The sequence below is a fragment of the Piscinibacter sp. PDB5-1 genome (assembly GCF_056676035.1).
In genome coordinates this window covers 439,333-460,036 of sequence record NZ_JBWVZL010000004.1, presented here as the reverse complement: position 1 = coordinate 460,036, position 20,704 = coordinate 439,333, and the positions used below count along the sequence as shown (strand labels likewise).

The 20,704-nt window shown below is 69.7% G+C and carries 19 protein-coding genes; 10 read left to right on the top strand and 9 right to left on the bottom strand.

Going from position 1 to position 20,704, the window contains the following annotated elements:
- Window positions 1-35: 35 nt before the first annotated feature.
- Complete coding sequence (locus AC1KAT_RS18385; protein WP_480328422.1) at window positions 36-362, bottom strand: antibiotic biosynthesis monooxygenase family protein; 327 nt, start codon at window positions 360-362, stop codon at window positions 36-38.
- A 121-nt stretch (window positions 363-483) separates the two neighbouring features.
- Window positions 484-1,356, bottom strand: a complete 873-nt coding sequence (locus AC1KAT_RS18380) for a pirin family protein (protein WP_480328421.1) — start codon at window positions 1,354-1,356, stop codon at window positions 484-486.
- 137 nt (window positions 1,357-1,493) lie between these two features.
- On the opposite strand from AC1KAT_RS18380, the gene gstA reads away from it, so the two are divergent.
- The 5 genes from gstA (at window position 1,494) to AC1KAT_RS18355 (ending at window position 7,103) form a co-directional block, all read left to right on the top strand.
- Window positions 1,494-2,102, top strand: coding sequence for a glutathione transferase GstA (gene gstA / locus AC1KAT_RS18375; protein ID WP_480328420.1), 609 nt, complete (start codon window positions 1,494-1,496; stop codon window positions 2,100-2,102).
- A gap of 130 nt (window positions 2,103-2,232) precedes the next feature.
- Window positions 2,233-3,003 (top strand): endonuclease/exonuclease/phosphatase family protein, encoded by a 771-nt coding sequence (locus tag AC1KAT_RS18370; RefSeq protein ID WP_480328419.1) that lies wholly within the window; start codon window positions 2,233-2,235, stop codon window positions 3,001-3,003.
- Window positions 3,000-4,280 (top strand): cardiolipin synthase ClsB, encoded by a 1,281-nt coding sequence (clsB, locus tag AC1KAT_RS18365; RefSeq protein ID WP_480328418.1) that lies wholly within the window; start codon window positions 3,000-3,002, stop codon window positions 4,278-4,280. Before AC1KAT_RS18370 ends, clsB begins: the two co-directional genes overlap by 4 nt.
- 1 nt (window position 4,281) lies before the next feature.
- The gene (locus AC1KAT_RS18360) at window positions 4,282-5,286 is read left to right on the top strand and encodes a lysylphosphatidylglycerol synthase domain-containing protein (RefSeq protein WP_480328417.1); all 1,005 of its coding nucleotides are present in this window, start codon (window positions 4,282-4,284) and stop codon (window positions 5,284-5,286) included.
- 2 nt (window positions 5,287-5,288) lie between these two features.
- Window positions 5,289-7,103, top strand: a complete 1,815-nt coding sequence (locus AC1KAT_RS18355; RefSeq protein ID WP_480328416.1) for an AsmA family protein — start codon at window positions 5,289-5,291, stop codon at window positions 7,101-7,103.
- 3 nt (window positions 7,104-7,106) lie between these two features.
- On the opposite strand, the gene alaC is transcribed toward AC1KAT_RS18355, so the two are convergent.
- The 5 genes from alaC to AC1KAT_RS18330 form a co-directional block, all read right to left on the bottom strand.
- Window positions 7,107-8,312, bottom strand: a complete 1,206-nt coding sequence (gene alaC / locus AC1KAT_RS18350; protein WP_480328415.1) for an alanine transaminase — start codon at window positions 8,310-8,312, stop codon at window positions 7,107-7,109.
- A 114-nt stretch (window positions 8,313-8,426) separates the two neighbouring features.
- Window positions 8,427-9,134, bottom strand: coding sequence for a DUF799 domain-containing protein (locus AC1KAT_RS18345; RefSeq protein ID WP_480328414.1), 708 nt, complete (start codon window positions 9,132-9,134; stop codon window positions 8,427-8,429).
- The gene (locus AC1KAT_RS18340; RefSeq protein WP_480328413.1) at window positions 9,131-9,529 is read right to left on the bottom strand and encodes a DUF4810 domain-containing protein; all 399 of its coding nucleotides are present in this window, start codon (window positions 9,527-9,529) and stop codon (window positions 9,131-9,133) included. The genes AC1KAT_RS18345 and AC1KAT_RS18340 overlap by 4 nt, the downstream gene beginning before the upstream one ends.
- A gap of 13 nt (window positions 9,530-9,542) precedes the next feature.
- Entirely contained in the window at window positions 9,543-10,223 is a 681-nt protein-coding gene (locus AC1KAT_RS18335; protein ID WP_480328412.1) for a CsgG/HfaB family protein, read from the bottom strand.
- A 109-nt stretch (window positions 10,224-10,332) separates the two neighbouring features.
- Window positions 10,333-12,003 (bottom strand): NAD(P)/FAD-dependent oxidoreductase, encoded by a 1,671-nt coding sequence (locus AC1KAT_RS18330; RefSeq protein ID WP_480328411.1) that lies wholly within the window; start codon window positions 12,001-12,003, stop codon window positions 10,333-10,335.
- Window positions 12,004-12,146: 143 nt separating this feature from the next.
- Here AC1KAT_RS18330 and AC1KAT_RS18325 point away from each other — a divergent pair, with 143 nt between their 5' ends.
- Window positions 12,147-13,082 (top strand): NAD(P)H-dependent flavin oxidoreductase, encoded by a 936-nt coding sequence (locus AC1KAT_RS18325; protein ID WP_480328410.1) that lies wholly within the window; start codon window positions 12,147-12,149, stop codon window positions 13,080-13,082.
- Window positions 13,083-13,143: 61 nt separating this feature from the next.
- Here AC1KAT_RS18325 and AC1KAT_RS18320 read toward each other — a convergent pair whose 3' ends face one another.
- Window positions 13,144-13,581: a DUF4148 domain-containing protein gene (locus AC1KAT_RS18320; protein ID WP_480328409.1), complete on the bottom strand. Its 438-nt coding sequence runs from the start codon at window positions 13,579-13,581 to the stop codon at window positions 13,144-13,146.
- A gap of 195 nt (window positions 13,582-13,776) precedes the next feature.
- Here AC1KAT_RS18320 and AC1KAT_RS18315 point away from each other — a divergent pair, with 195 nt between their 5' ends.
- Complete coding sequence (locus AC1KAT_RS18315) at window positions 13,777-14,739, top strand: LysR family transcriptional regulator (RefSeq protein WP_480328408.1); 963 nt, start codon at window positions 13,777-13,779, stop codon at window positions 14,737-14,739.
- A gap of 31 nt (window positions 14,740-14,770) precedes the next feature.
- On the opposite strand, the gene AC1KAT_RS18310 is transcribed toward AC1KAT_RS18315, so the two are convergent.
- Window positions 14,771-15,814 carry an aminoglycoside phosphotransferase family protein gene (locus tag AC1KAT_RS18310; RefSeq protein ID WP_480328407.1) on the bottom strand — a complete coding sequence of 348 codons (1,044 nt, stop codon included), beginning with the start codon at window positions 15,812-15,814 and terminating at the stop codon, window positions 14,771-14,773.
- Window positions 15,815-16,017: 203 nt separating this feature from the next.
- On the opposite strand from AC1KAT_RS18310, the gene AC1KAT_RS18305 reads away from it, so the two are divergent.
- The 3 genes from AC1KAT_RS18305 to rsmA are packed head-to-tail and all read left to right on the top strand — an operon-like array spanning window position 16,018 to window position 20,490.
- The gene (locus AC1KAT_RS18305) at window positions 16,018-18,387 is read left to right on the top strand and encodes an LPS-assembly protein LptD (protein WP_480328406.1); all 2,370 of its coding nucleotides are present in this window, start codon (window positions 16,018-16,020) and stop codon (window positions 18,385-18,387) included.
- Between the two features lie 4 nt (window positions 18,388-18,391).
- Window positions 18,392-19,723, top strand: coding sequence for a peptidylprolyl isomerase (locus AC1KAT_RS18300; protein WP_480328405.1), 1,332 nt, complete (start codon window positions 18,392-18,394; stop codon window positions 19,721-19,723).
- A complete protein-coding gene (rsmA, locus tag AC1KAT_RS18295; RefSeq protein ID WP_480328404.1) occupies window positions 19,720-20,490 on the top strand; it encodes a 16S rRNA (adenine(1518)-N(6)/adenine(1519)-N(6))-dimethyltransferase RsmA in 771 nt (256 codons plus the stop codon). The genes AC1KAT_RS18300 and rsmA overlap by 4 nt, the downstream gene beginning before the upstream one ends.
- Window positions 20,491-20,704: the final 214 nt, after the last annotated feature.

Genomic DNA, 20,704 nt, shown 5'->3' with positions numbered 1-20,704 from the left:
CGCATGCGCCCAGTGTTCGCGCCCCGGCGCCGCGTTCAACCCGGCATGTGCACCACGCGCTCGACGCGCGCCACACGCAGCGTGTAGTGCGCGTACCAGCGGCTGCGGGCCTGCACCTGCGTGTCGCGGTGCTCGGCGTCGTCGCGCCAGGCGGCGATCGCCTCCAGACTGTCCCAGTACGACACCGCGATGCCGAAGCCGCTGGCGCTGTGTGCGTTCTCGAAGCCGAGGAAGCCCGGCTGCTGCGACGCGAGCTGCACCATGCGTTGCGCGGTGCTTGCGTAGGCGGGGTCGTTGACCGCGAGCTGCGACGAGAGGATCACCGCGTAGTACGGCGCGGCGGGGTGGGGTGTCGAAGGCATGGGGGCTCCAGCAACAAGAAGGAGCCCCAGTGTCGGAACGATCCGCCGGCGGCGGTTGACGCCGCGTCCGCAAAACGCCACCCGGCGTCCGGGCACGGCGGCCCAGACGCCATTGCAGCCCTCAGCGCGCCAGCGTGCCGTTCTGGAAGTCCACCACCGCCTGGCGGATCTCGTCCACGCTATTCATCACGAAGGGCCCGTGCTGCACGATGGGCTCGTTCAGCGGCCGCCCGCCGATCAGCAGCACGCGCGCCGGCTCGGTTCCGTCGGCGGGGGCGCTGACGCGCACGCCTTCGGCCCCGGCGTCGTTGGTGAGGATGGCCATGCGGTCGCGCTCGACCCGCGTGCCCTCGACCTCCACCGCGCCGCCGAACACGTACACGAAGGCGTTGTGCTCGGCCGGGAAGGGCTGCTCGAAGCGGGCGCCGGGCGGCAGCGTGAGGTCGAGGTACAGCGGCTCGGTGGTCGGCCGCGTCACCGCGCCGGTCACGCCGTGGCTCTCGCCAGCCAGCACGCGCACCTGCACGCCGTCGTCGCGCGTGAAGGCGGGCACGTCGGCGGGCGCGATGTCGCGGTACTGCGGCGCCTGCATCTTGTCTTGCGCGGCCAGGTTGACCCACAGCTGGAAGCCGGCCATGCGGCCTTCCTGCTGCTCGGGCATCTCGCTGTGGATGAGGCCGCGCCCGGCGGTCATCCACTGCACGCTGCCGGGTTCGAGCAGGCCGACGTTGCCCACGCTGTCGCGGTGGCGCATGCGCCCGGCCAGCATGTAGGTCACCGTCTCGAAACCCCGGTGCGGGTGGTCGGGAAAGCCGCCGATGTAGTCGGCCGACGACTCGCTGCCGAAGGCGTCGAGCATCAGAAACGGGTCGAGCCGGCGCTGCAGCGGCTGCGTCAGCACCCGCGTGAGCTTGACGCCCGCGCCATCGGAGGTGGGCATGCCGCGCACGATGCGCTCGACGCGGCGGGAGCGGAGGAGGGTGGTGGTGCTCATGCCACGGAATCTAGGGTCGCCGGCCCCGCTTTCGAGGCGGTGCATTTGTACGTGCCGTTGAAACCCGTTGCATGCAGGGTGATGGGCCTCGGGGTTCCAATGGCCGCCGGCCCTTTCGCCCCCACCAGGAGACCCGCATGAAGCTCTACCTCTCGCCCGGCACCTGCGCGCAGGCCTGCCACATCGCCTTGCGCGAAGCCGGCCTCGCGTTCACACCGGTGCGCATGAACACCAAGACCCACCTGCTCGAAGACGGCAGCGACTTCTATGCGATCAACCCCAAGGGTTACGTGCCGGTGCTCGAACTCGACACCGGCGAGCGCATCACCGAGGCACCGGTGGTCCTGCAGTACATCGCCGACCTGGCCCCGCAGAAGAACCTGGTGCCTGCCGCCGGCACGCTGCCGCGCTACCGCGTGCAGGAGTGGCTGAACTTCATCTCGTCCGAACTGCACAAGCCTTTCGGTCCGCTGTTCTCGCCGGCCACCGACGAGGCGGTCAAGAAGCATTCGCACGCCGCGCTCGACAAGCGCCTGGCCTTCGTCGACCAGCACCTGGCCTCGCACGAGTTTCTCGTCGGCGAGCAGTACGGCATCGCCGACATCTTCCTGTTCGTCGTGGCGGGCTGGAGCCGCTACCTCGGCCGCGATCTGAATGCCACGCCGCATCTGGCGGCCTACCTGCAGCGCATCCTCGAACGCCCGGCGGTACGCGACGCGCTGCAGGCCGAAAAGCCGGCGGCCTGAAGCGCGAGAACCGCGCCGCGTGATGCGCCTGCGGACGCGGGCGGCGTTTTCCTACAGCGGCAACCTGGGGGCGTCGGTACAAAAAGGGGGTTCCGAAACGGATCGCCCCGGAGTCCTCCGACCCCCTGCCATGGCCGCTGAAACGCCGAACCCTTTTTCGTTCAAGGTGCTGACCGTGAACACCCACAAGGGGTTCACGCCCTTGAACCGCCGCTTCATCCTGCACGAGCTGCGTGAGGCGGTGCGCAGCGTCGGCGCCGACGTCGTGTTTCTGCAAGAGGTGCAGGGCCTGCACGCCAAGCACCCCGAGCGCATCGTCAACTGGCCCGAGACGCCGCACTACGAGTTTCTCGCCGACAGCATCTGGCCGCAGTTCGCCTACGGCCGCAACGCGGTGTACCCGAGCGGCCACCACGGCAACGCGGTGCTGTCGAAGTACCCCATCGTGCACTTCGAGAACCGCGACGTGTCGATCAGCGGGCCCGAGCGGCGGGGCCTGCTGCACTGCGTGCTGCGCCCACCGGGGCAGGACGTGGACGTGCACGCCATCTGCGTGCACCTGGGCCTGCGCGAGGGTCACCGGCGCAAGCAGCTCGACCTGCTGTGCCAGATGATCGACAAAGAGGTGCCGGCCGGCGCGCCGCTGGTCATCGCGGGCGACTTCAACGACTGGCGGCACCGCGCCAACGACATCCTCGAGCGTGGCGCCGGCCTGCACGAGGTGTTTTCCAAAGCCGCCGGCGGGCGTGCGGCCAAGACCTTCCCGGCACGCTTTCCGGTGTTGCGGCTCGACCGCATCTACGTGCGCAACGCCCGCGTGCACGCGCCGCACGTGCTGCCGCGCAAGCCGTGGTCGCACCTGTCCGACCACGCGCCGCTCGCCGCGGAGATCAGCTTGTGAACTCGCTCTGGACGCGCGCCAAGCCCCGCTGGACGCCGGGCAACCGTTTCGAGCTGCTCGAAAACGGCGAGGCCTTCTACCCGGCCGTGTTCGAGGCCATCGAGGGCGCGCGGCATGAAGTGATCATCGAGACCTTCATCCTGTTCGACGACAAGGTCGGCCAGGCGCTGCACCGCGTGCTGCTGGCCGCCGCGCAACGCGGCGTGCAGGTCGATGTGATGGTCGATGGCTACGGCTCACCCGACCTGTCGGCGCAGTTCATCGGGGCGCTGACAGCGGCGGGGGTGCGCTTTCGCGTGTTCGATCCCGCCCCACGCCTGCTGGGCCTGCGCACCAACGTGTTTCGCCGCATGCACCGCAAGATCGTCGTGGTCGACGGCACGCTCGCCTTCGTCGGCGGCATCAACTTCTCGGCCGACCACCTGGGAGACTTCGGGCCCGAGGCCAAGCAGGACTACGCCGTGAGCGTGCGCGGGCCCATCGTCGCCGAGATCCGCCGCTTCGCGCACGAGGCCATCGCGCCGGCCGAGGGCGAGACGCCGCGCCTGCACTGGCCCTTCCACCGGCGCTCGCCCGTGCCCAGCGCCCCCGAGGCGTTGCCGCATGCAGGCGAGGCGCAGGCCATGTTCGTCACGCGCGACAACCACGAGCACCGCGACGACATCGAGCGCCACTACCGCATCGCCATCCGGGCGGCGCGCCAGGAGGTGGTGATCGCCAACGCGTATTTCTTTCCCGGCTACCGGCTGCTGCGCGAGATGCGCCGCGCGGCCAAACGGGGCGTGCGGGTGAAGCTCATCCTGCAAGGCGAGCCCGACATGCCCATCGTCAAGATCGCCGCCGAGCTGCTGCACGACCACCTGCTGCGTGCGGGCGTCGAGATCCACGAGTACTGCCAGCGCCCACTGCACGGCAAGGTCGCGCTGGCCGACGACGAATGGGCCACGGTCGGGTCGAGCAACCTCGACCCGCTGAGCCTGTCGCTCAACCTCGAGGCCAACGTGATCATCCGCGACCGGGGCTTCAACCAGCACCTGCGCGAGCGGCTCGAAACGCTGATCCGCCACCACTGCAAGCAGGTCACGCGCGAGCAGGTGCCGCAACGCAACGTCTTCCATATGCTGCGCAGCTTCGTGGTGTTTCACTTTCTGCGGCGCTTTCCGTCGTGGGCGGGCTGGTTTCCAGCGCACCAGCCCCGGCTGGTGATGCCCGAGGTGCCGCCTTCCCCCGCGCCGGTCGCCGCGCCCGTTGCCACGCAAACCTCGGACGCGCACTGAGATGTCGTCCGCCGCCCCCGCACGCGCCGTGGCGCCCCCCACGCCCGCACGCCCGCCGCGCCCCGGGTGGCTTTGGCTCAAGCGCGCGCTCACGTTGATCTTTTTCGCGCTGGTCGCATGGTTGCTGGTACACCAGGCGCAGCAGGTCGAGTGGGACGAGGTGATGCAGTCGGTGCGCCGCATGCCGCTCGGGCACCTCGGGCTGGCTGCGGCGCTGGCCGCGTGCAGCTACGCCGTCTACTGCACCTACGACCTGCTGGGCCGGCACTACACAGGCCACCAGCTGGGGCGCGGGCAGGTGCTGCTCGTCACCTTCATCAGCTACGCCTTCAACCTGAACATGGGCTCGCTGATCGGCGGCTTCGGCTTTCGCATCCGCATGTACTCGAAGCTCGGGCTGGACAACGGCACCATCGGCCGCGTGCTGAGCCTGAGCCTGGTCACCAACTGGCTCGGCTACCTGCTGCTGGCCGGTGGGGTGTTCCTGCTGAGCCCGCTGGCCCTGCCCCCCGACTGGAAGCTCGACTCCGGAGGCCTGCGCCTGCTGGGCGCGGCGCTGCTGGCGGTGGCCGCAGCCTACCTGGGGCTGTGCGCCTTCTCGCCCCGGCGCGCCTTCACCGTGCGCGGCCACACGCTGGAGCTGCCCTCGTTGCGCTTCGCGCTCGTGCAGATGACACTCTCGGCCATCAACTGGTTGTTGATCGCCAGCCTCGTGCACACCCTCCTGCAACAACGCATCGACTACCCCACCGTGCTCAGCGTGATGCTGATCGCCGCCGTCGCGGGCGTGATCACCCACGTGCCGGCCGGCCTGGGCGTGCTCGAAGCCGTGTTCGTGACCCTGCTCTCGCACCGTGTGCCACAAGGCGAACTGCTGGCCGCGCTGCTGACCTACCGCGCGCTCTACTACCTCGGGCCCCTGGTGCTGGCGACCCTCGCGTTCGTCTTCTTCGAGACACGCGCGAAGAAGCTCGCCGCGCGCGCCTCGCAGCCGAAGCGGGCCTGACGGTGCGCATCGGCCGGCGGGGCTGGGGCTGGCTGCTCTTCTTCGTGAGCTGGGGCGTGCTCATCACGCTGTTCGACTGGAACTGGTTCAAGCCCGAGGTCGAACGCTACTTCAGCGAACCGTCGGGCCGCACGGTGCAGATCGACGACCTGCACCTCAGTCTCGGTGACGGCTTCGAGCCCGTCGTGCGCCTGCGCGGCCTGCGCGTGCAGAACGCGCCCTGGGCCGGCACGGCGCAGCCCATGGCCGTGGCCGAAGAGGCGCGCTTTCGCTTCGAGTGGTCGAGCCTCGTGCAGCGCCGGCCGCTGGTCATCACCGAGCTGGGCCTGGTCGGTGCCGACGTGCACCTCGTGCGCCACGCCGATGGCCGGCGCAACTGGCGCCTGCGCCACCCCGACGACACCGAAGAAGGCCGCGCGCTGGTGCAGACCCTCGTCGCGCAGCGCAGCCGCGTGCACTTCGAGCACCAGGGCCTTGGGCTGGTGCTCGACACCCGCGCCGAAGACCTCGCCGCCCCGGTCGAGCCGGTGAAGGGCGAAGCCCTCACCCAGCGCATCCACTTCGAAGGCCGCTACCACGGCGAGTCCTTCGCCGGCCAGGCCGACACCGGCCCGGTGCTGAGCTTCCAGCAGACCGGCCGCTTCGTGCCGCTGCGCGGCCACGTGCTCTCGCGCGACATGCGGCTCGACGCCGAAGGGCGCGTGGCCGACCTTTTCAAGCTGACGGCCATCGACGCCGACATCCGCCTGCGCGCGCCCAGCCTCGCGGCGCTGGGCGGTTTCATCCCCATCGCGTGGCCGCGCACACCGCCCGTCAAACTGAGCGCCCACCTGCTGAAAGAGCAGCGCGAGTTCACGCTGGTAAAGCTCAGCGCCGACGTCGGCCGCAGCGACCTGGCCGGCGAGATCGGCTACGACACCGCCGGTGAACGCCCGCGACTGGAGGCCACGCTGAGCAGCCGCCGCGCCGACATCGCCGACCTGGGCGCCCTGGTGCGCGCACCTGCCGGCCAAGACACCGCGCCCGAACGCCTGCTGCCCACGCGCCGCTTCGACACCCAAGGCCTGCGCGGCCTCGACGCCCAGGTCGAGCTGCGTGTCGAGGCCCTGCACCTGCCGCACCTGCCCCCGATGGAAGCGCTGCGCCTCAAAGCCAAGCTCGACAACGGCCAGCTCAGCGTGAAGCCCGTGCATGGGGCCTGGGCCGGCGGCAAGCTCAACGGCCAATTCACCCTCGACGCCCAGCGCGACCCGCCCGAGCTGGGCGCCGAGCTGCAATGGCAGAAGCTACGGCTCGAAACCCTGTGGCCCGATCAGCCCGAAGACAAGCGCATCAGCGGCCCCTTGAGCGGGCGCGCTCAGCTGAGCAGCCGCGGCCAGTCGGTCGCCGACGCGATGCAGCGCGTCTCGGGCCGCGCCGTGTTCACGCTCGCCGGCGGCAGCGTGCCGCAGGGGCTCGAGGCGAAGCTCGGCCTGCACCTCGGACGCCTGCTGAAGTCGCTGGTCAGCAGCAGCGACGCCGTGCCCATCCACTGCGGCGAGTTGGTCGCCGAGTTGCGCGACGGGCGGGCACGCTCCACGCACCTGGTCTTCGAGACCGCGCAGACGCGGCTGGCCGGCACCGCCTCGCTCGACCTGCACGACGAGGCCTTCGAGCTGTGGCTCGACCCGCAGGCCAAGAAGGGCGCGGCGTTGACGCTGCCGCAGTCGATCCGCGTGCGCGGGCGGCTGGGGGCCTTGGGCGAGACGAAGACCTCGCTCGAAGCGCCGCGCGAGATCGCCACCGAAGGCTGCGACCCCGCGCGACCGAAGGGCTGAAGTTCAGGCCGTCAGGCCGTCCGCCTTGAACATCGCCTTGATGCCACGCACCGCCTGGCGGATGCGCGACTCGTTCTCGATCAAGGCGAAGCGCACGTGGTCGTCGCCGTGATCGCCGAAGCCCACGCCCGGTGACACCGACACCTTGGCCTTCTGCAGCAGCAGCTTGGCGAATTCGAGTGAGCCGAGTTCGCGGTACGCCTCGGGAATGCGCGCCCAGATGTACATCGAGGCCTTGGGGCACTCCACATCCCAACCCACCTCGCGCAAGCCCTTCACCAGCACGTCGCGCCGCTTCTGGTACTGCAGGGCGATGTCTTTCACGCACTGCTGGTCGCCTTCGAGCGCGGCGATGGCCGCCACCTGCAGCGGCGTGAAAGTGCCATAGTCGTGGTAACTCTTGATGCGGGCCAGCGCGGCCACGAGGTCGGGGTTGCCCACCATGAAACCCACGCGCCAGCCGGCCATGTTGTAGCTCTTGCTCAAGGTGAAGAACTCGACCGCGATGTCTTTCGCGCCGGGCACCTGCATGATCGACGGGGCCTTCCAGCCGTCGAACACGATGTCGGCGTAGGCGAGGTCGTGCACGACGAAGATGTCGTGCTTCTTCGCCAACGCGATCACGCGCTCGAAGAAGTCGAGCTCGACGCACTGCGCGGTCGGGTTCGACGGAAAGCCCAGCACCATCATCTTGGGCTTGGGGTAGCTGCCGCGGATGGCGCGTTCCAGCTCGGCGAAGAAATCGACGCCCGGCACCAGCGGCACCGAGCGGATGTCGGCCCCCGCGATCACCGCGCCGTAGATGTGGATCGGGTAGCTCGGGTCGGGCACCAGCACCGTGTCGCCACGGTCGAGCGTGGCGAGCATCAGGTGCGCGAGGCCTTCTTTCGAGCCGATGGTGACGATGGCTTCGCTGTCGGGGTCGATGTCCACCGCGTAGCGGTCGCGGTACCAGTGCGAGATGGCCCGCCGCAAGCGCGGGATGCCCTTGCTGGCCGAGTACCCGTGCGTGTCGGGCCGCTGCGCGACCTCGGCCAGCTTGGCGACGATGTGCGCTGGCGTGGCCCCGTCGGGGTTGCCCATGCTCATGTCGATGATGTCTTCGCCTCGGCGGCGCGCAGCGAGCTTCAGCTCGGCCGTGATGTTGAAGACGTAGGGGGGGAGGCGGTCGATGCGCGCGAAGCGGCGCTTGCCCGAGAGAGAGGACATGGAATGACTTTCACGTGAGCGCCCGGAACCGTCCGAGCGACGTGACCGCGCAATGGGGCGCGGCCGGGCGGCATCCTCTCAACCCGGCCGCCATCCGTCAAGCGCGACGCGCCGTCAGGGCCCGAAGTCTTTCGCGTGGTTCACCGACCGCGGCCCATGCAGCAGCCCGTTCGGGCGCGGCGACAAGAGCCGCTGGCTCGCCATGCCGGCGTAGCGGAAGCTCGCGTCGCTGGCCGTGCCGACGATCTGGTGCACCAGGGCCTTCACCAGCAGGCCGACGAGGCCGCCTTGGTTCGAGCCGTTGTTCGCTTCGCGCGACGAGGCCGAGGCCGACCCGGCCCACAGCTGCTCGCCGCTGCGCAGATCGACCAGGCGCGCGTCCACCGTCACCGTGGTCTCGCTGCTGAGCACCGCGTAGCTCGTGCCGTAGCGGCGCACCGTGAGGTACAGCACCGCATCGGCCCCGAAGATCTCGCGCAGCTTCTGCAGCGACACGCCATGCACCTCGGCCGGGTGGTCGAGCCCGTTCTGGCGGAAGGTCTCGTCCATCAGCGACACCGGCGTCACGTAGTAGCCGGCTTCGGCCAGCGGCAGCGTCACCTGCGACAGCACGCCGTGGGTCGCCAGCACCTCGGGCGTCTCGTTGAGCGGCGGCAAGACCAGCACCGAGGCCGGCCGGCTGCGCTTGAAGGCGCTGTAGTCATAGGGCGTCGGCGCGGCGCAGCCGGTGGCCAGCACCAGCCCGGCCGCACCCAGGGCAGCGAGGGCGAGGCGCGCCAGCCGGTGCGCCGGCGATGCACGCGATGAAGATCGCGGACTCATGTGGCCGCTCCTTTCTTGGGCGCGGCCGGGGCGGCGGGCGCCGGCTTCTTGCCGTCCGCGCGCTTGAGCAAGAAGTCCATGTAGGGGGCCGACTCGGGGAAGTTCGCCTTCTCGGCTTCGAGCTGCTGGCGCGCTTCGTCGTCGCGGCCGAGCCGCAGGTACAGCATCGCCAGGTGCGCCCGAAAGCCGGGGGGCAGCGCCAGGCCTTCGCCGCGCGCGCGCTGCGCCTCGGCTTCGAGCAGGCGCAGTTGTTCGGACGGCCCGCTGCCATCGCCCTTGAAGTGCTCGTAGAGCTGCGGCTGGAAGCTGCCCCAGTGGTACATCGGCCGGGGCGCCTGCGCGCAGCCGACGAGCAGGCCCGCCACCGCGCAGGCCAGCGCCGCGCGGCTTGACATGACAAACATCATTTCAACGGGCGGCCGGCACGGCCCACTGGCCGCCGTCGAGGCCCGTCACCAGCTTGTCCACCGCCTGGCGGATGGCCAGGTCGAGCACCTTGCCGTTGAGCGTGGCGTCGTAGCCGGCGGTGCCGCCGAAGCCGACGATCTCGCGGTTCGACAGCTCGTACTCGCCCGCGCCGCTGGCCGAGTAGACGACCTCCGAGGTCAGGCTGTTGACGACGTTGAGCGTGACCTTGGCATAGGCCACCTGCGACTTGCCCCGGCCGAGGATGCCGAAGAACTGCCGGTCGCCGACCTCTTTGCGGCCGAACTCGGCCACGTCGCCGGTGATCACGTAGTCGGCGCCACGGATGCTCTGGCCCTGCGCCTTGAACTGCGCCTCTTGCTTGGTCTCGGACAGGTTCTCGCGGTCGAGCACGTTGAAGCGCTGCGACTGCTGCAGGTGGCCGATCAGGGTGGTCTTGGCCTGGCCACCGAGGCGGTCCACCCCGTCGGTGAAGATGCCGCGCATGAAGCCCGAGCGGTTGTCGAACTTGCCGATCGACACCGGCGTGCGCGGCCCCTTGTAGGGTGCGGCCGCCGCCTGGACCTGGGCGACCTGGACGGTGCGCGACGATTCGGTGGCACAGCCGGCGGCGGTGGCCACGGCCACCGACACCAGCGCAAGACGAAGCAGACGAGACGACATGAACCCTCCCTGGGTCGAACGAATGACGAGGCGCGCAGACCGCCGTGAGGGCGGCCGGGCGAAGTGCAGGGATTCTAGGAAGCGGGTCTCGTGCAGGCGGTGACTTCGGTCAAGCCAGCGGCGGCGTCACACCCAGCATCGCCCGGCCCACGGCCTCGGCGACCTCGATGCCATCGACGCCGGCCGACATGATCCCGCCCGCATAACCCGCGCCTTCGCCGGCCGGGTACAGGCCGCGCACGTTGAAGCTCTGGTAGTCCTCACGCCCGCGCGGGATGCGCAGCGGCGACGAGGTGCGCGTTTCCACGCCGGTCAGCATCGCGTCATGCATCGAGAAGCCGGCGATCTGCCGGTCGAAGGCGGGCAGGGCCTCGCGGATCGCCTCGATGGCATACGTCGGCAGGCTCTCGTTGCCCGGCTCACCGAGGTTGGTGAGGTGCACGCCCGGCTTGTACGACGGCAGCACCTTGCCGAACTGCTTCGAGGCGCGGCCCTTGAGAAAGTCGCCGACCAGCTGGCCCGGCGCGTCGTAGTTTTCGCCGCCCAGCAGGTAGGCGCGCGACTCGAACACGCGCTGGAAGGCCATGCCGTCGAGCGGGCTCACGGGGCCGGTGCCGTTCGGGTCGTGCCGATAGTCCTGCGGGTCGATGCCGACCACGATGCCGGCGTTGGCGTTGCGCTCGTTGCGCGAGTACTGGCTCATGCCGTTGGTGACGACGCGGTTCGGCTCGGACGTGGCCGCGACCACCGTGCCACCCGGGCACATGCAGAAGCTGTAGACCGCGCGGCCGTTCTTCGCGTGGTGCACGAGCTTGTAGTCGGCCGCGCCCAGGATGGGGTTGCCCGCGTTGGGGCCGAAGCGCGCCTTGTCGATCACGCTCTGCGGGTGTTCGATGCGAAAACCGATGGAGAACGGCTTGGCCTCCATCTGCACGCCGCGCCCGTGCAGCATCGTGAAGGTGTCGCGCGCGCTGTGGCCGAGTGCCATCACCACGTGGTCGGCGCGGATCTCTTCGCCGGTGTGCAGGGTCACGCCGCGCATGTGTCCACCCTCGATGCACACGTCGGTCACGCGCTGCCCGAAGCGAATCTCACCACCCAGCGCCTCGATGTCGGCGCGGATCTTCTCGACCATGCTCACCAGGCGGAAGGTGCCGATGTGCGGTTTGCTGACGAAGAGGATTTCTTCCGGTGCGCCGGCTTTCACGAACTCGTTCAGCACCTTGCGCGTGAGGTGGCGCGGGTCGCTGATCTGGCTCCAGAGCTTGCCGTCGCTGAAGGTGCCGGCGCCGCCTTCGCCGAACTGCACGTTCGACTCGGGGTTCAGCTCGCGCTTGCGCCACAGGCCCCAGGTGTCTTGCGTGCGTTCGCGCACTTGCTTGCCGCGTTCGAGCACGATGGGCCGCAGCCCCATCTGCGCCAGCACCAGCGCCGCGAAGATGCCGCAGGGCCCGAAGCCCACCACCAGCGGGCGCAGCCGTTCGCCCGAGGTGTAGAAGTCGGCCGGCACGTGGCCCACGAAGCGATAGGCCATGTCGGGCGTGGGCTTCACGTGCGGGTCGCCGGCGTGGCGCGCGAGCACGGCCGCTTCGTCATCGACCTCGCAGTCGAGCGTGTAGATCAGCACGATGGCCGACTTCTTGCGCGCGTCGTAGCTGCGCTTGAACACGGTGAACTGCTTCAGCGCCGCGTCGGCGATCTGCAGGCGCGCGACCAGGGCCGGGCGCAGGGCGTCTTCGGGGTGGTTCAGCGGCAGGCGCAGTTCGGTCAGGCGGAGCATCGGTCGGTCATGTTCGGCAGGCCCTGCATTGTCGCGGGGCTTGCCGCCCGTGTGACACGGCGCGGCGCGGCCGGCTCGCAGAATCAGCGACCGATCGTCGGCCACGCGCCGATCCGTCCACAAAAACCCCGAAGGAGCCCCGCATGAACCGAGTCCTCGCCCACACCGGCGCCCGCTACCCCATCGTGCAGGCGCCCATGGGCTGGATCGCCCGCGCACCGCTGGCCAGCGCGGTGTCGCGCGCGGGCGGGCTGGGCATCATCGAAACCTCGTCGGGCGAGACGGCCAACTGCCAGGCCGAGATCCTGAAGATGCGCGAGACCGGGCTGCCCTTCGGCGTGAACCTGCCGATCCGCTTCTTGAAAGACGACGCGATGCTGAAGTTCGTCTGCGAAGCGGGCGTGAAGTTCGTGACGACCTCGGCCGGCAGCCCGGCCAAGTTCGTGAAGCCCTTGCAAGACGCCGGCATCGTGGTCTACCACGCCGTGCCCACGGTCGATGCCGCGCTCAAGTGCGTGGACGCCGGCATCGACGGCCTGGTGGTCGAGGGCGCCGAAGGCGGCGGCTTCAAGAACCCCGAAGAGGTCTCGACGCTGGTGCTGCTGCAGGCCATCCGCGCGCGCACCGACGTGCCGCTGATCGCGGCCGGCGGCATTTGCGACGGGCGCGGCATGGCGGCCGCCTTCGCGCTGGGCGCCGAGGCCGTGCAGATGGGCACGCGCTTCGTGAGCTGCGCCGAAAGCCCGGTGCACGCGAACTACAAGCAGGCCATCGTGGACGCGAAAGACACGGGCACCTGGGTGCTGAACAAGAAGTCCACGCCGTGCATCCGCGCACTGAAATCGCAGCGCACGCTGGCGTACCACGAGGAAGGGCTGATGCCGGTGGACGCGCTCAAGGGCATCCGCGGCGTGTACTTCGACGGCGACATGGAAGCCGCCCCGGCGCTGGCCGGCCAGTCGGCCGCGCTGATCGACGCGGTCAAACCGGCGCAGCAGATCATCGACGAGACCGTGGCCGAGTTCTTCGCCATCACCGAACGGCTGGGCGCGCTGGCGGCGCGCCGCAGCTTCGGTTGAGGGGCCGGGGCCGCCGGGCTCCCAGCCCGGTCAGGCCCCGCCAGGGCGCATCAAGCGCCGATCACGAACCGCGGCGCTGCGTGAAACGCTCTTGCGACGCCAGGCGCGCTTCGGCACGCACCTCTTCGCGGCTGCGCACCGACACGCCGGGCCACTGCTTGTCGTAGGGCAGGCTCTCGAAGCCGACCATCAGCGTGCCCTCGGCGCGGGCCTTGGCCAGTTCGGCGCGCACTTGCTCGCGGGTCACGTCGCTGGTCGCGCCCTTGGCGCTGCGGCGGGTGTCGAACGCGAAGATGTTGCTCTCGCTGTTGACCGGCAGCGTGCCCTCGGCACGGGCCTTCGCCAGCTCGGCGCGCACGTCGGCGCGGGTCAGCGACGAGGGCTGCTTCGACTCGGGAAAGAGGTCGTCGCCTTCGCTGAGGGCGAAGCTCGGGGCGGTCCAGGCAGCGGAGAGCAGGGCAATCAAAGCAACAACGAGATTCGAAGCCGTGGTGTTCATGAGAAGTCCTTTCTTCAGGTGGTGAGACATCCGGGCAGGGCGGCGTGATGAGTGAATGAAGGCGCCGTCTTGTCCGCCTCGGTGAGTCGCTGTGAAGGTGTCGGCTCATCGATGGGGTGAACTTTAGGCATTGCTCCTCTGGCAATAAACCGCCTGTGCTTCAATGCACCATTTCAACGATCGCAACAATCGCCCATGGACCGCCTGCACTCGATGCGCGTCTTCGCCCGCGTGGTGGACGCCGGCAGCTTTGCCGCCGTGGCGCGCGAGGCCAACCTCTCGCCCGCCGCCGTCACGCGGTCGATCGCCGACCTCGAAGACCACCTCGGCGCGCGCCTGCTCAACCGCACCACGCGGCGGCTGTCGCTCACCGACATCGGCGAGCTGTACCTCGAACGGGTGCGGCTGATCTTGGTCGAGGTCGATGAAGCCGAAGCGCTGGCCAGCGCCGCGAGCGCCGAACCACGCGGCCACCTGCGCGTGCTGTGCTCGGCCGCGTTCGCCACGCACCAGCTGGCGAAGTACCTGCCGCACTTCCATGCCGCGCACCCGCAGGTCACGCTGGAGCTCGCCGCGCCAGGGCCGGTCGAGACGGTGGACGAGGCCTACGACGTGACCCTGATCTCGCTGGCGCGCCGCCCGCTCGAAGGCGGCTTCATCGCTCGGCGTCTGGCGCGCTCGGAGGCCATCCTCTGCGCCGCGCCCGAGTACCTGCAACGGCGCGGCCGGCCGAAGCACCCGCACGACCTGGTCGCGCACGACGCGATGGTGCCCTCGCAGTTTCGAGAGGCCGAGTTCCACCGCGGGCCCATCGGCAAAGAGTCCACCGAAACCGTGGTGCTGCCGCTCACGCGGCCCGCGCTCACCACCTCGCACATCGACACGATGTACGCCGCCGCCATCGCCGGGCTGGGGCTCGCGGCGCTGCCGTCTTATGTGGCCGACACGGCGCTGCAGGCCGGCCGCCTCGAACGCGTGCTGCCCGAGTGGCGACTGCTCAGCGCGACGCTGTACGCGGCGTGGCCCACGCGCAAGCACGTGCCGGCACGCACGCGGGCCTTCGTCGATTTTCTGGTGCAGGCCTTCGGCGGCGAAGACGTGGACCCGTGGCTGCCGGCGGCGGCACCGCCTTCACGGGCGAAGAAACCGCGCGCTTGATAGAAGCGGCGCCGCGGGGGCCGCCACAGCCTCAGTAGAAGCCTTCGACGCGCTGCTCGCCCGCCAGGCGTTCGAGCAGGTGCGCGAGCGGGCCCAGGCCCATGTAACGCGTGGCCACCTTGTGCGCGTAGCGCCACACGAGCGGCATGTCTTTCAGGTAGCCGTTCTTGCCGTCGCGGTGGCTCAGCCGCGCGAAGATGCCCAGCACCTTCAGGTGGCGCTGCAGGCCCATCCATTCGAAGTCGCGCCAGAACTCGCCGAAGTCGGCCGACACCGGCAGCGCGGCCTTCTTGGCACGTTCCCAGTAGCGCACGGCGAAGTCGATCTGCACGTCTTCTTCGAGCTCGATGTACGCGTCGCGCAGCAGGCTGGCGAGGTCGTAGGTGATCGGGCCCCAGACGGCGTCTTGGAAGTCGAGCACGCCGGGGTTGGTGGCGCTGCCGGGCTCGCCGACCACCATCAGGTTGCGCGAGTGGTAGTCGCGGTGCACCAGCACGGCGGGCTGCGCGAGGTTGTTCTGCAGGATCAGCTCGACACACGCGGCGAAGCGCTCGGCCTCTTGCGGCGTCAGCGTGGTGTTGACGTGCTTCGCGACGTACCAGTCGGGGAAGAGCTGAATCTCACGGCTCAACAGTGCGCGGTCGTAGGCCGGCACCTGCTCGGCCGCCGCGATGCCTTGCAGCTTGACCAGCGCGTTGAGCGCGTCGCTGTACAGCGCCGGGGCGCTGCGGTCGTCGAGCCGGGACAGGTAGGTCGCGTCGCCCAGGTCGCTCAGCAGCATGAAGCCCAGGGCTTCGTCCCAGGCCAGCACCTCGGGGGCGTTCAGGCCGGCGCCGCGCAGCAGGCCCGCGACCTTCACGAAGGGGCGGCAGTCTTCCTGCGCGGGCGGCGCATCCATCACGATGCGCGGGCCGGCGGGCGTGTCCACCCGCAGGTAACGGCGAAAGCTCGCATCGGCACTCGCCGCGCGCGCGCTGGCCGGGTCGATGCCTTGTGTGGCGAGCCAGTGCGCAAAAGCGGCGCGGCGGGTGTCGTCGGCCCAGCTCACGGGCGTGTGTTCGGAAGGTGTCGCCATGGACCGTCGCTGCTGAAGAGGGGTGGCGGGCGCGTGGGGCGCAGAGGCGCTTGGCCCGGTGGCACGAGGGGCTGAAGACCCTCATGGATAATCGTTCGATTCTACAAATCGCCGTCCGTGCCCCGCACGTTCGAGCCCTGCGGACCGTCGCGCCGCAGCGCCCCGACGGTCCTGTTCTGCAACCCCCTTCGCGCTGCAACCTCGTGCCCGTTTCCGTGCCCGCGCCCGACCTCGTGCCTGTGGCTGCCGCCTCGCCCGCGTCCCGCGCGCTGCGCACGGCCACGCCCAGTGCCATCGCGACCGCGGTGGGCTTGCTGCTGGCGACGCTGGGCCCTGGGGTGCACGCGCAAACGGCCGTCGCCCCCGCGGTGACCGCGTCGGCCGTGCCGCCGACGGTGCTCGAAGCGAACCAGATCCGCGGCCAGCCCGACCTCGAAACGGTGGCTGAAGGCGAGGTCGAACTGCGCCGTGGCGACCTCACGGTGCAGGCCGACCGCCTCAGCTACAACCAGCCCGAAGACCTGGCGCGCGCCAGCGGCAACGTGCGCCTGCTGCGCCAGGGCGACCGCTACACGGGGCGCGAACTGCAGCTGCGCGTCGAACGCTTCGAGGGCTTCTTTCTGGAGCCGACCTATTTCTTCTCGCGCACGCAGGCCGGTGGCCGCGCCGAGCGGCTCGACTTCCTGGGCGAGCAACGCGCCTCGGCGGTCGGCGCGACCTACACCAGCTGCCCCGCCGATGGCTCGGGCGACCCCGCCTGGCTGCTGAGCACCGACAAGATCCGCCTCGACTTCGACAAGAACGAAGGCATCGCCGAGGGCGCCGTGCTGCGCTTCATGGGCGTGCCGGTGCTGGGCGCGCCGATCCTGAGCTTTCCGCTGTCGGACGAACGCAAGTCGGGCTGGCTGCCACCCAGCCTGGGCCTGGACACCAAGACTGGCCTGCAGGTCGCCGTGCCCTACTACTGGAACATCGCGCCCAACCGCGACGCGACCTTCACGCCGACCATCATCACCAAGCGCGGCGTCGGTCTCGACAGCGAGTTCCGCTACCTGATGCCCAGCTACGAAGGCGTGCTGCGCCTGAACGCGCTGCCCAACGACAAGCTTTACGGCGACGCCCGCGGTGCGCTCAACGTCAAGCACGAAGGCCACCCGTGGCGCGGCGCGCTCTACAGCGCCAAGGTCGCACGCGTGTCCGACGACGACTACTGGAAAGACTTTCCGGGCGGCATCGACAGCCTCACGCCGCGCCTGCTGCCGGTGGAGCTGCGCGCCAGCCAGAGCGTCGAGACCGAGCGCTTCGGCGACTGGTCGGCCTACGCGCGCGTGCACCGCTGGCAGGTGCTGCAAGACCCCGAGAACCTGATCGACGCGCCCTACGACCGCGCGCCGCAACTGGGCATTCGCACCCGCCAGCCGCTTGCGGGCGGCTTCGAACTTGCCTTCGAGACCGAGATCAACCGCTTCGAGAACCCGGACGGCCACCGCGCGTTCTTGCCCACCGACCGGCCGACCGGCACGCGTGTGCACGCGCTCGGCGCGATCAGCCGCCCGTGGGTGACGCCGGGCTGGTCGCTCGTGCCGAAGATGTCGTTCAACAGCGCCCGCTACTCGCTCGAAAGGCAGGCCGGCAGCGAACGGTTGCGCAGTGAGGCGCAGCGCACGATCCCGACCTTCAGCCTCGACAGCGCCTGGGTGCTCGAACGCGACGCGCAGTGGTTCGGCCGCGCCATGCGCCAGACGCTGGAGCCGCGCCTCTTGTACGTGCGCACGCCCTACCGCCCGCAAGGCGCGCTGCCCAACTTCGACTCGGCCGGCAAGGACTTCAACTTCGAGTCCATCTACACCGACAACGCGTTCTCGGGCATCGACCGCGTGTCCGACGCCAACCAGCTGACCGCCGGCGTGACCTCTCGGCTGATCGATGCGAACACCGGCGCCGAGGCCGCGCGTCTGGGCATCGCGCAGCGCTTCCTGTTCAACGACCAGCGCCTCACACCCGATGGCCCGCCGGTCACACAGCGCCTGTCGGACCTGCTGCTGCTGGGCTCGTCGAGCATCGTGCCGCGCTGGCGCTTCGACGGCGCGCTGCAATACAACCCCGACACCGACCGCACCACCCGCGCCATCGTCGGCGCGCGCTGGTCGCCGGGGCCGTACCGCACGCTCAACGCGGTCTACCGCCTGAAACGCGGCGAAAGCGAGCAGGTGGAACTGGGCTGGCAATGGCCGGTCTATGGACCTGCGACGGGTTCGAGCCGGCGCGGTTATGCGAGCAAGGGCGATTGCCGTGGCACCTGGTACAGCGTGGGCCGCATCAACTTCAGCCTGCTGGAAAGCCGCGTCACCGACTCGGTGCTGGGCCTCGAATACGACGCCGGCTGCTGGATCGGCCGCATCGTCGCCAAGCGCCTGTCCACCAGCCAGGTCGAAGCGACCACCCAGCTTGGCTTCGAAATCGAGTTCGTCGGCCTGTCACGCCTCGGCACCAACCCGCTGAAAGTGTTGAAGGACAATGTCCCGGGCTACCGTTTGCTGCGGGACGACCCCTCACCCCCTGTTGCCCCGTAAGCCCATGCCGATGCTGCCGTTTCGTCCCCCGCTGCTTGCCAGCCGCCTGTGCGCCGCCGCACTGCTGAGCCTGGCCTTGGCCGCGCCCACGCAGGCGCAGCGCACCCCGGCGCGCACCGCCGACTACATCCTCGCCATCGTCAACCAAGAACTCGTCACCGCTGGCGAACTGGAGCAGCGCCTCGCGCGCATTCGCGCCGACGCCAAGCAGCGCGGCAACACGCTGCCGGCCGACGACGAACTGCGCCGCGACGTGCTCGACGCGCTGATCGACGAGCGCGTGCAGGTCACCTTCGCGCGCGACATGGGCCAGCGCGTGGACGACGCCGAACTCGACCGCGCCATCAACAACATCGCCGCACAGAACCAGATCACGCTCGCGCAGCTGCGCGAACGCCTGCGAAGCGAGGGCATCGACTACGGGCGCTTTCGCAACAACATCCGCGACCAGATCCTGGTCGAGCGCGTGCGCGAGCGCGAGGTGATGTCCCGCATCCGTATCAGCGACGACGAGATCGAGGCCTACCTGCAAAAGCAACGCGGCCCGGGCGGCGCGGCCATGCAATACAACATCGCGCAAATCCTCGTGCCCGTGCCTGAAGGCGCCAGCGAGCTGATCGTCGCCACGCGCCGCGCGCGCGCCGAAGCCGCGCTGGCGCGTGTGCGCGGCGGCAAGGAGAGCTTCGAGGCGGTGGCCCGCGAGCTGTCCGAAGACAGCAACCGCGCCCGCGGCGGCGAACTCGGCCTGCGCACCGCAAGCCGCCTGCCCGACCTCTTCGTCGAGGCCGTCAAGCACCTGAAGGCCGGCGAGGTGGCGCCCGACCTCGTGCGCAGCTCGGCCGGTTTTCACGTGCTCAAGCTGGTCGAACAACGCGAACCCGGCATGAGCGTCACGCAGACGCGCGCGCGGCACATCCTGCTGCGGCCCGCGCCGCCGCAGACGCAAGAGAGCGCCGTGCGCCGCCTGCAAGGCTTCAAGCGCCAGATCGAAACCGGCGCCAAGAGCTTCGAGGCACTGGCCCGCGAGAACTCGCAAGACGGCAGCGGCCCGCAAGGAGGCGACCTCGGCTGGACGTCGCCCGGCTCGTTCGTGCCCGAGTTCGAAGAAGCGATGAACGCTCTGGCGCTCAACGGCCTTTCCGACCCGGTGGTCTCGCGTTTCGGCGTGCACCTGATCCAGGTGACCGACCGCCGCGAGGTGCCCATCGAGCCCAAGCAACTGCGCGACCAGGCCCGCGCCGCGCTGCGCGAACAGAAGTTCGAGCCGGCCTACACCGAGTGGCTGCGCGACCTGCGCGCGCGCTCGTACATCGAGATGCGCGAGCCGCCCCCTTGAAACACATCCCTCGCAAGCGCTTCGGCCAGCACTTCCTGGCCGACGATTCGATCATCGGCGCCATCGTCGATGCCATCGACCCGAAGCCCGGCGAAGCGCTGGTCGAGATCGGCCCCGGCCTGGGCGCGATGACCAACCCGCTGGTCGCCCGCAGCGAGCAACTCACCGTGGTCGAACTCGACCGCGACCTGGCCGCCCGCCTGCGTAAACGGCCCGAGCTGCACGTGGTCGAGGCCGACGTGCTGAAGGTGGACTTTCGCGCCCTGGCCGACGAACGCGGCCAGAAGCTGCGCGTGGTCGGTAACCTGCCGTACAACATCTCGACGCCCATCCTCTTTCACCTGCTCGATGCGGTGGACCGGGTCGTGGACCAGCACTTCATGCTGCAAAAAGAGGTGGTGGACCGCATGGCCGCCGCGCCGGGTAACAAAGACTACGGCCGCTTGTCGGTGATGCTGCAGTGGCGCTACCACGTCGAGTCGGTGCTCGACGTGCCGCCCGAGGCCTTTGACCCGCCGCCGCGCGTGGACTCGGCCGTGGTGCGCATGCAGCCCTGGCCCGACGCGCAAGGCATCGACCCCCGACTGCTGGGCGAACTGGTCACCTCGGCGTTCTCGCAACGCCGCAAGCTGCTGCGCCACACGCTCGGCCGCTGGCTCGAAGCCCGTGGCGCGCAGATCGACTTCGACCTGCAACGTCGCGCCGAAGAAGTGCCGGTGGCCGAATACACAGCGCTCGCCCGGGCGCTCGCGACAGCTTCGACCTGACTCGGTGTTGAAGCCCGGCGCGCGCATCACGCGCGGCCGGGTGAGATGGCGCGGGGGGAGTGTCAGGTCGCGGTTGTCTGCGCCTGAGATTCTCCCGAGCCGCTGGTGTCACGCCGAAGCCACGATGCAGAGAACATCGCCATTCGGCGCCACCAGCGGGTCTGCCCCGCATTGACTGGTGGTGACGTGAGCCGGTGACCCGAGGGGCCGCCCT

Coding starts and splice junctions, on each gene's coding strand:
- AC1KAT_RS18385 (WP_480328422.1), bottom strand. CDS start 362: ATGCCTTCGACACCCCACCCCGCCGCGCCGTACTACGCGGTGATCCTC.
- AC1KAT_RS18380 (WP_480328421.1), bottom strand. CDS start 1,356: ATGAGCACCACCACCCTCCTCCGCTCCCGCCGCGTCGAGCGCATCGTG.
- gstA (WP_480328420.1), top strand. CDS start 1,494: ATGAAGCTCTACCTCTCGCCCGGCACCTGCGCGCAGGCCTGCCACATC.
- AC1KAT_RS18370 (WP_480328419.1), top strand. CDS start 2,233: ATGGCCGCTGAAACGCCGAACCCTTTTTCGTTCAAGGTGCTGACCGTG.
- AC1KAT_RS18360 (WP_480328417.1), top strand. CDS start 4,282: ATGTCGTCCGCCGCCCCCGCACGCGCCGTGGCGCCCCCCACGCCCGCA.
- alaC (WP_480328415.1), bottom strand. CDS start 8,312: ATGTCCTCTCTCTCGGGCAAGCGCCGCTTCGCGCGCATCGACCGCCTC.
- AC1KAT_RS18345 (WP_480328414.1), bottom strand. CDS start 9,134: ATGAGTCCGCGATCTTCATCGCGTGCATCGCCGGCGCACCGGCTGGCG.
- AC1KAT_RS18340 (WP_480328413.1), bottom strand. CDS start 9,529: ATGTCAAGCCGCGCGGCGCTGGCCTGCGCGGTGGCGGGCCTGCTCGTC.
- AC1KAT_RS18335 (WP_480328412.1), bottom strand. CDS start 10,223: ATGTCGTCTCGTCTGCTTCGTCTTGCGCTGGTGTCGGTGGCCGTGGCC.
- AC1KAT_RS18330 (WP_480328411.1), bottom strand. CDS start 12,003: ATGCTCCGCCTGACCGAACTGCGCCTGCCGCTGAACCACCCCGAAGAC.
- AC1KAT_RS18325 (WP_480328410.1), top strand. CDS start 12,147: ATGAACCGAGTCCTCGCCCACACCGGCGCCCGCTACCCCATCGTGCAG.
- AC1KAT_RS18320 (WP_480328409.1), bottom strand. CDS start 13,581: ATGAACACCACGGCTTCGAATCTCGTTGTTGCTTTGATTGCCCTGCTC.
- AC1KAT_RS18315 (WP_480328408.1), top strand. CDS start 13,777: ATGGACCGCCTGCACTCGATGCGCGTCTTCGCCCGCGTGGTGGACGCC.
- AC1KAT_RS18310 (WP_480328407.1), bottom strand. CDS start 15,814: ATGGCGACACCTTCCGAACACACGCCCGTGAGCTGGGCCGACGACACC.
- AC1KAT_RS18300 (WP_480328405.1), top strand. CDS start 18,392: ATGCCGATGCTGCCGTTTCGTCCCCCGCTGCTTGCCAGCCGCCTGTGC.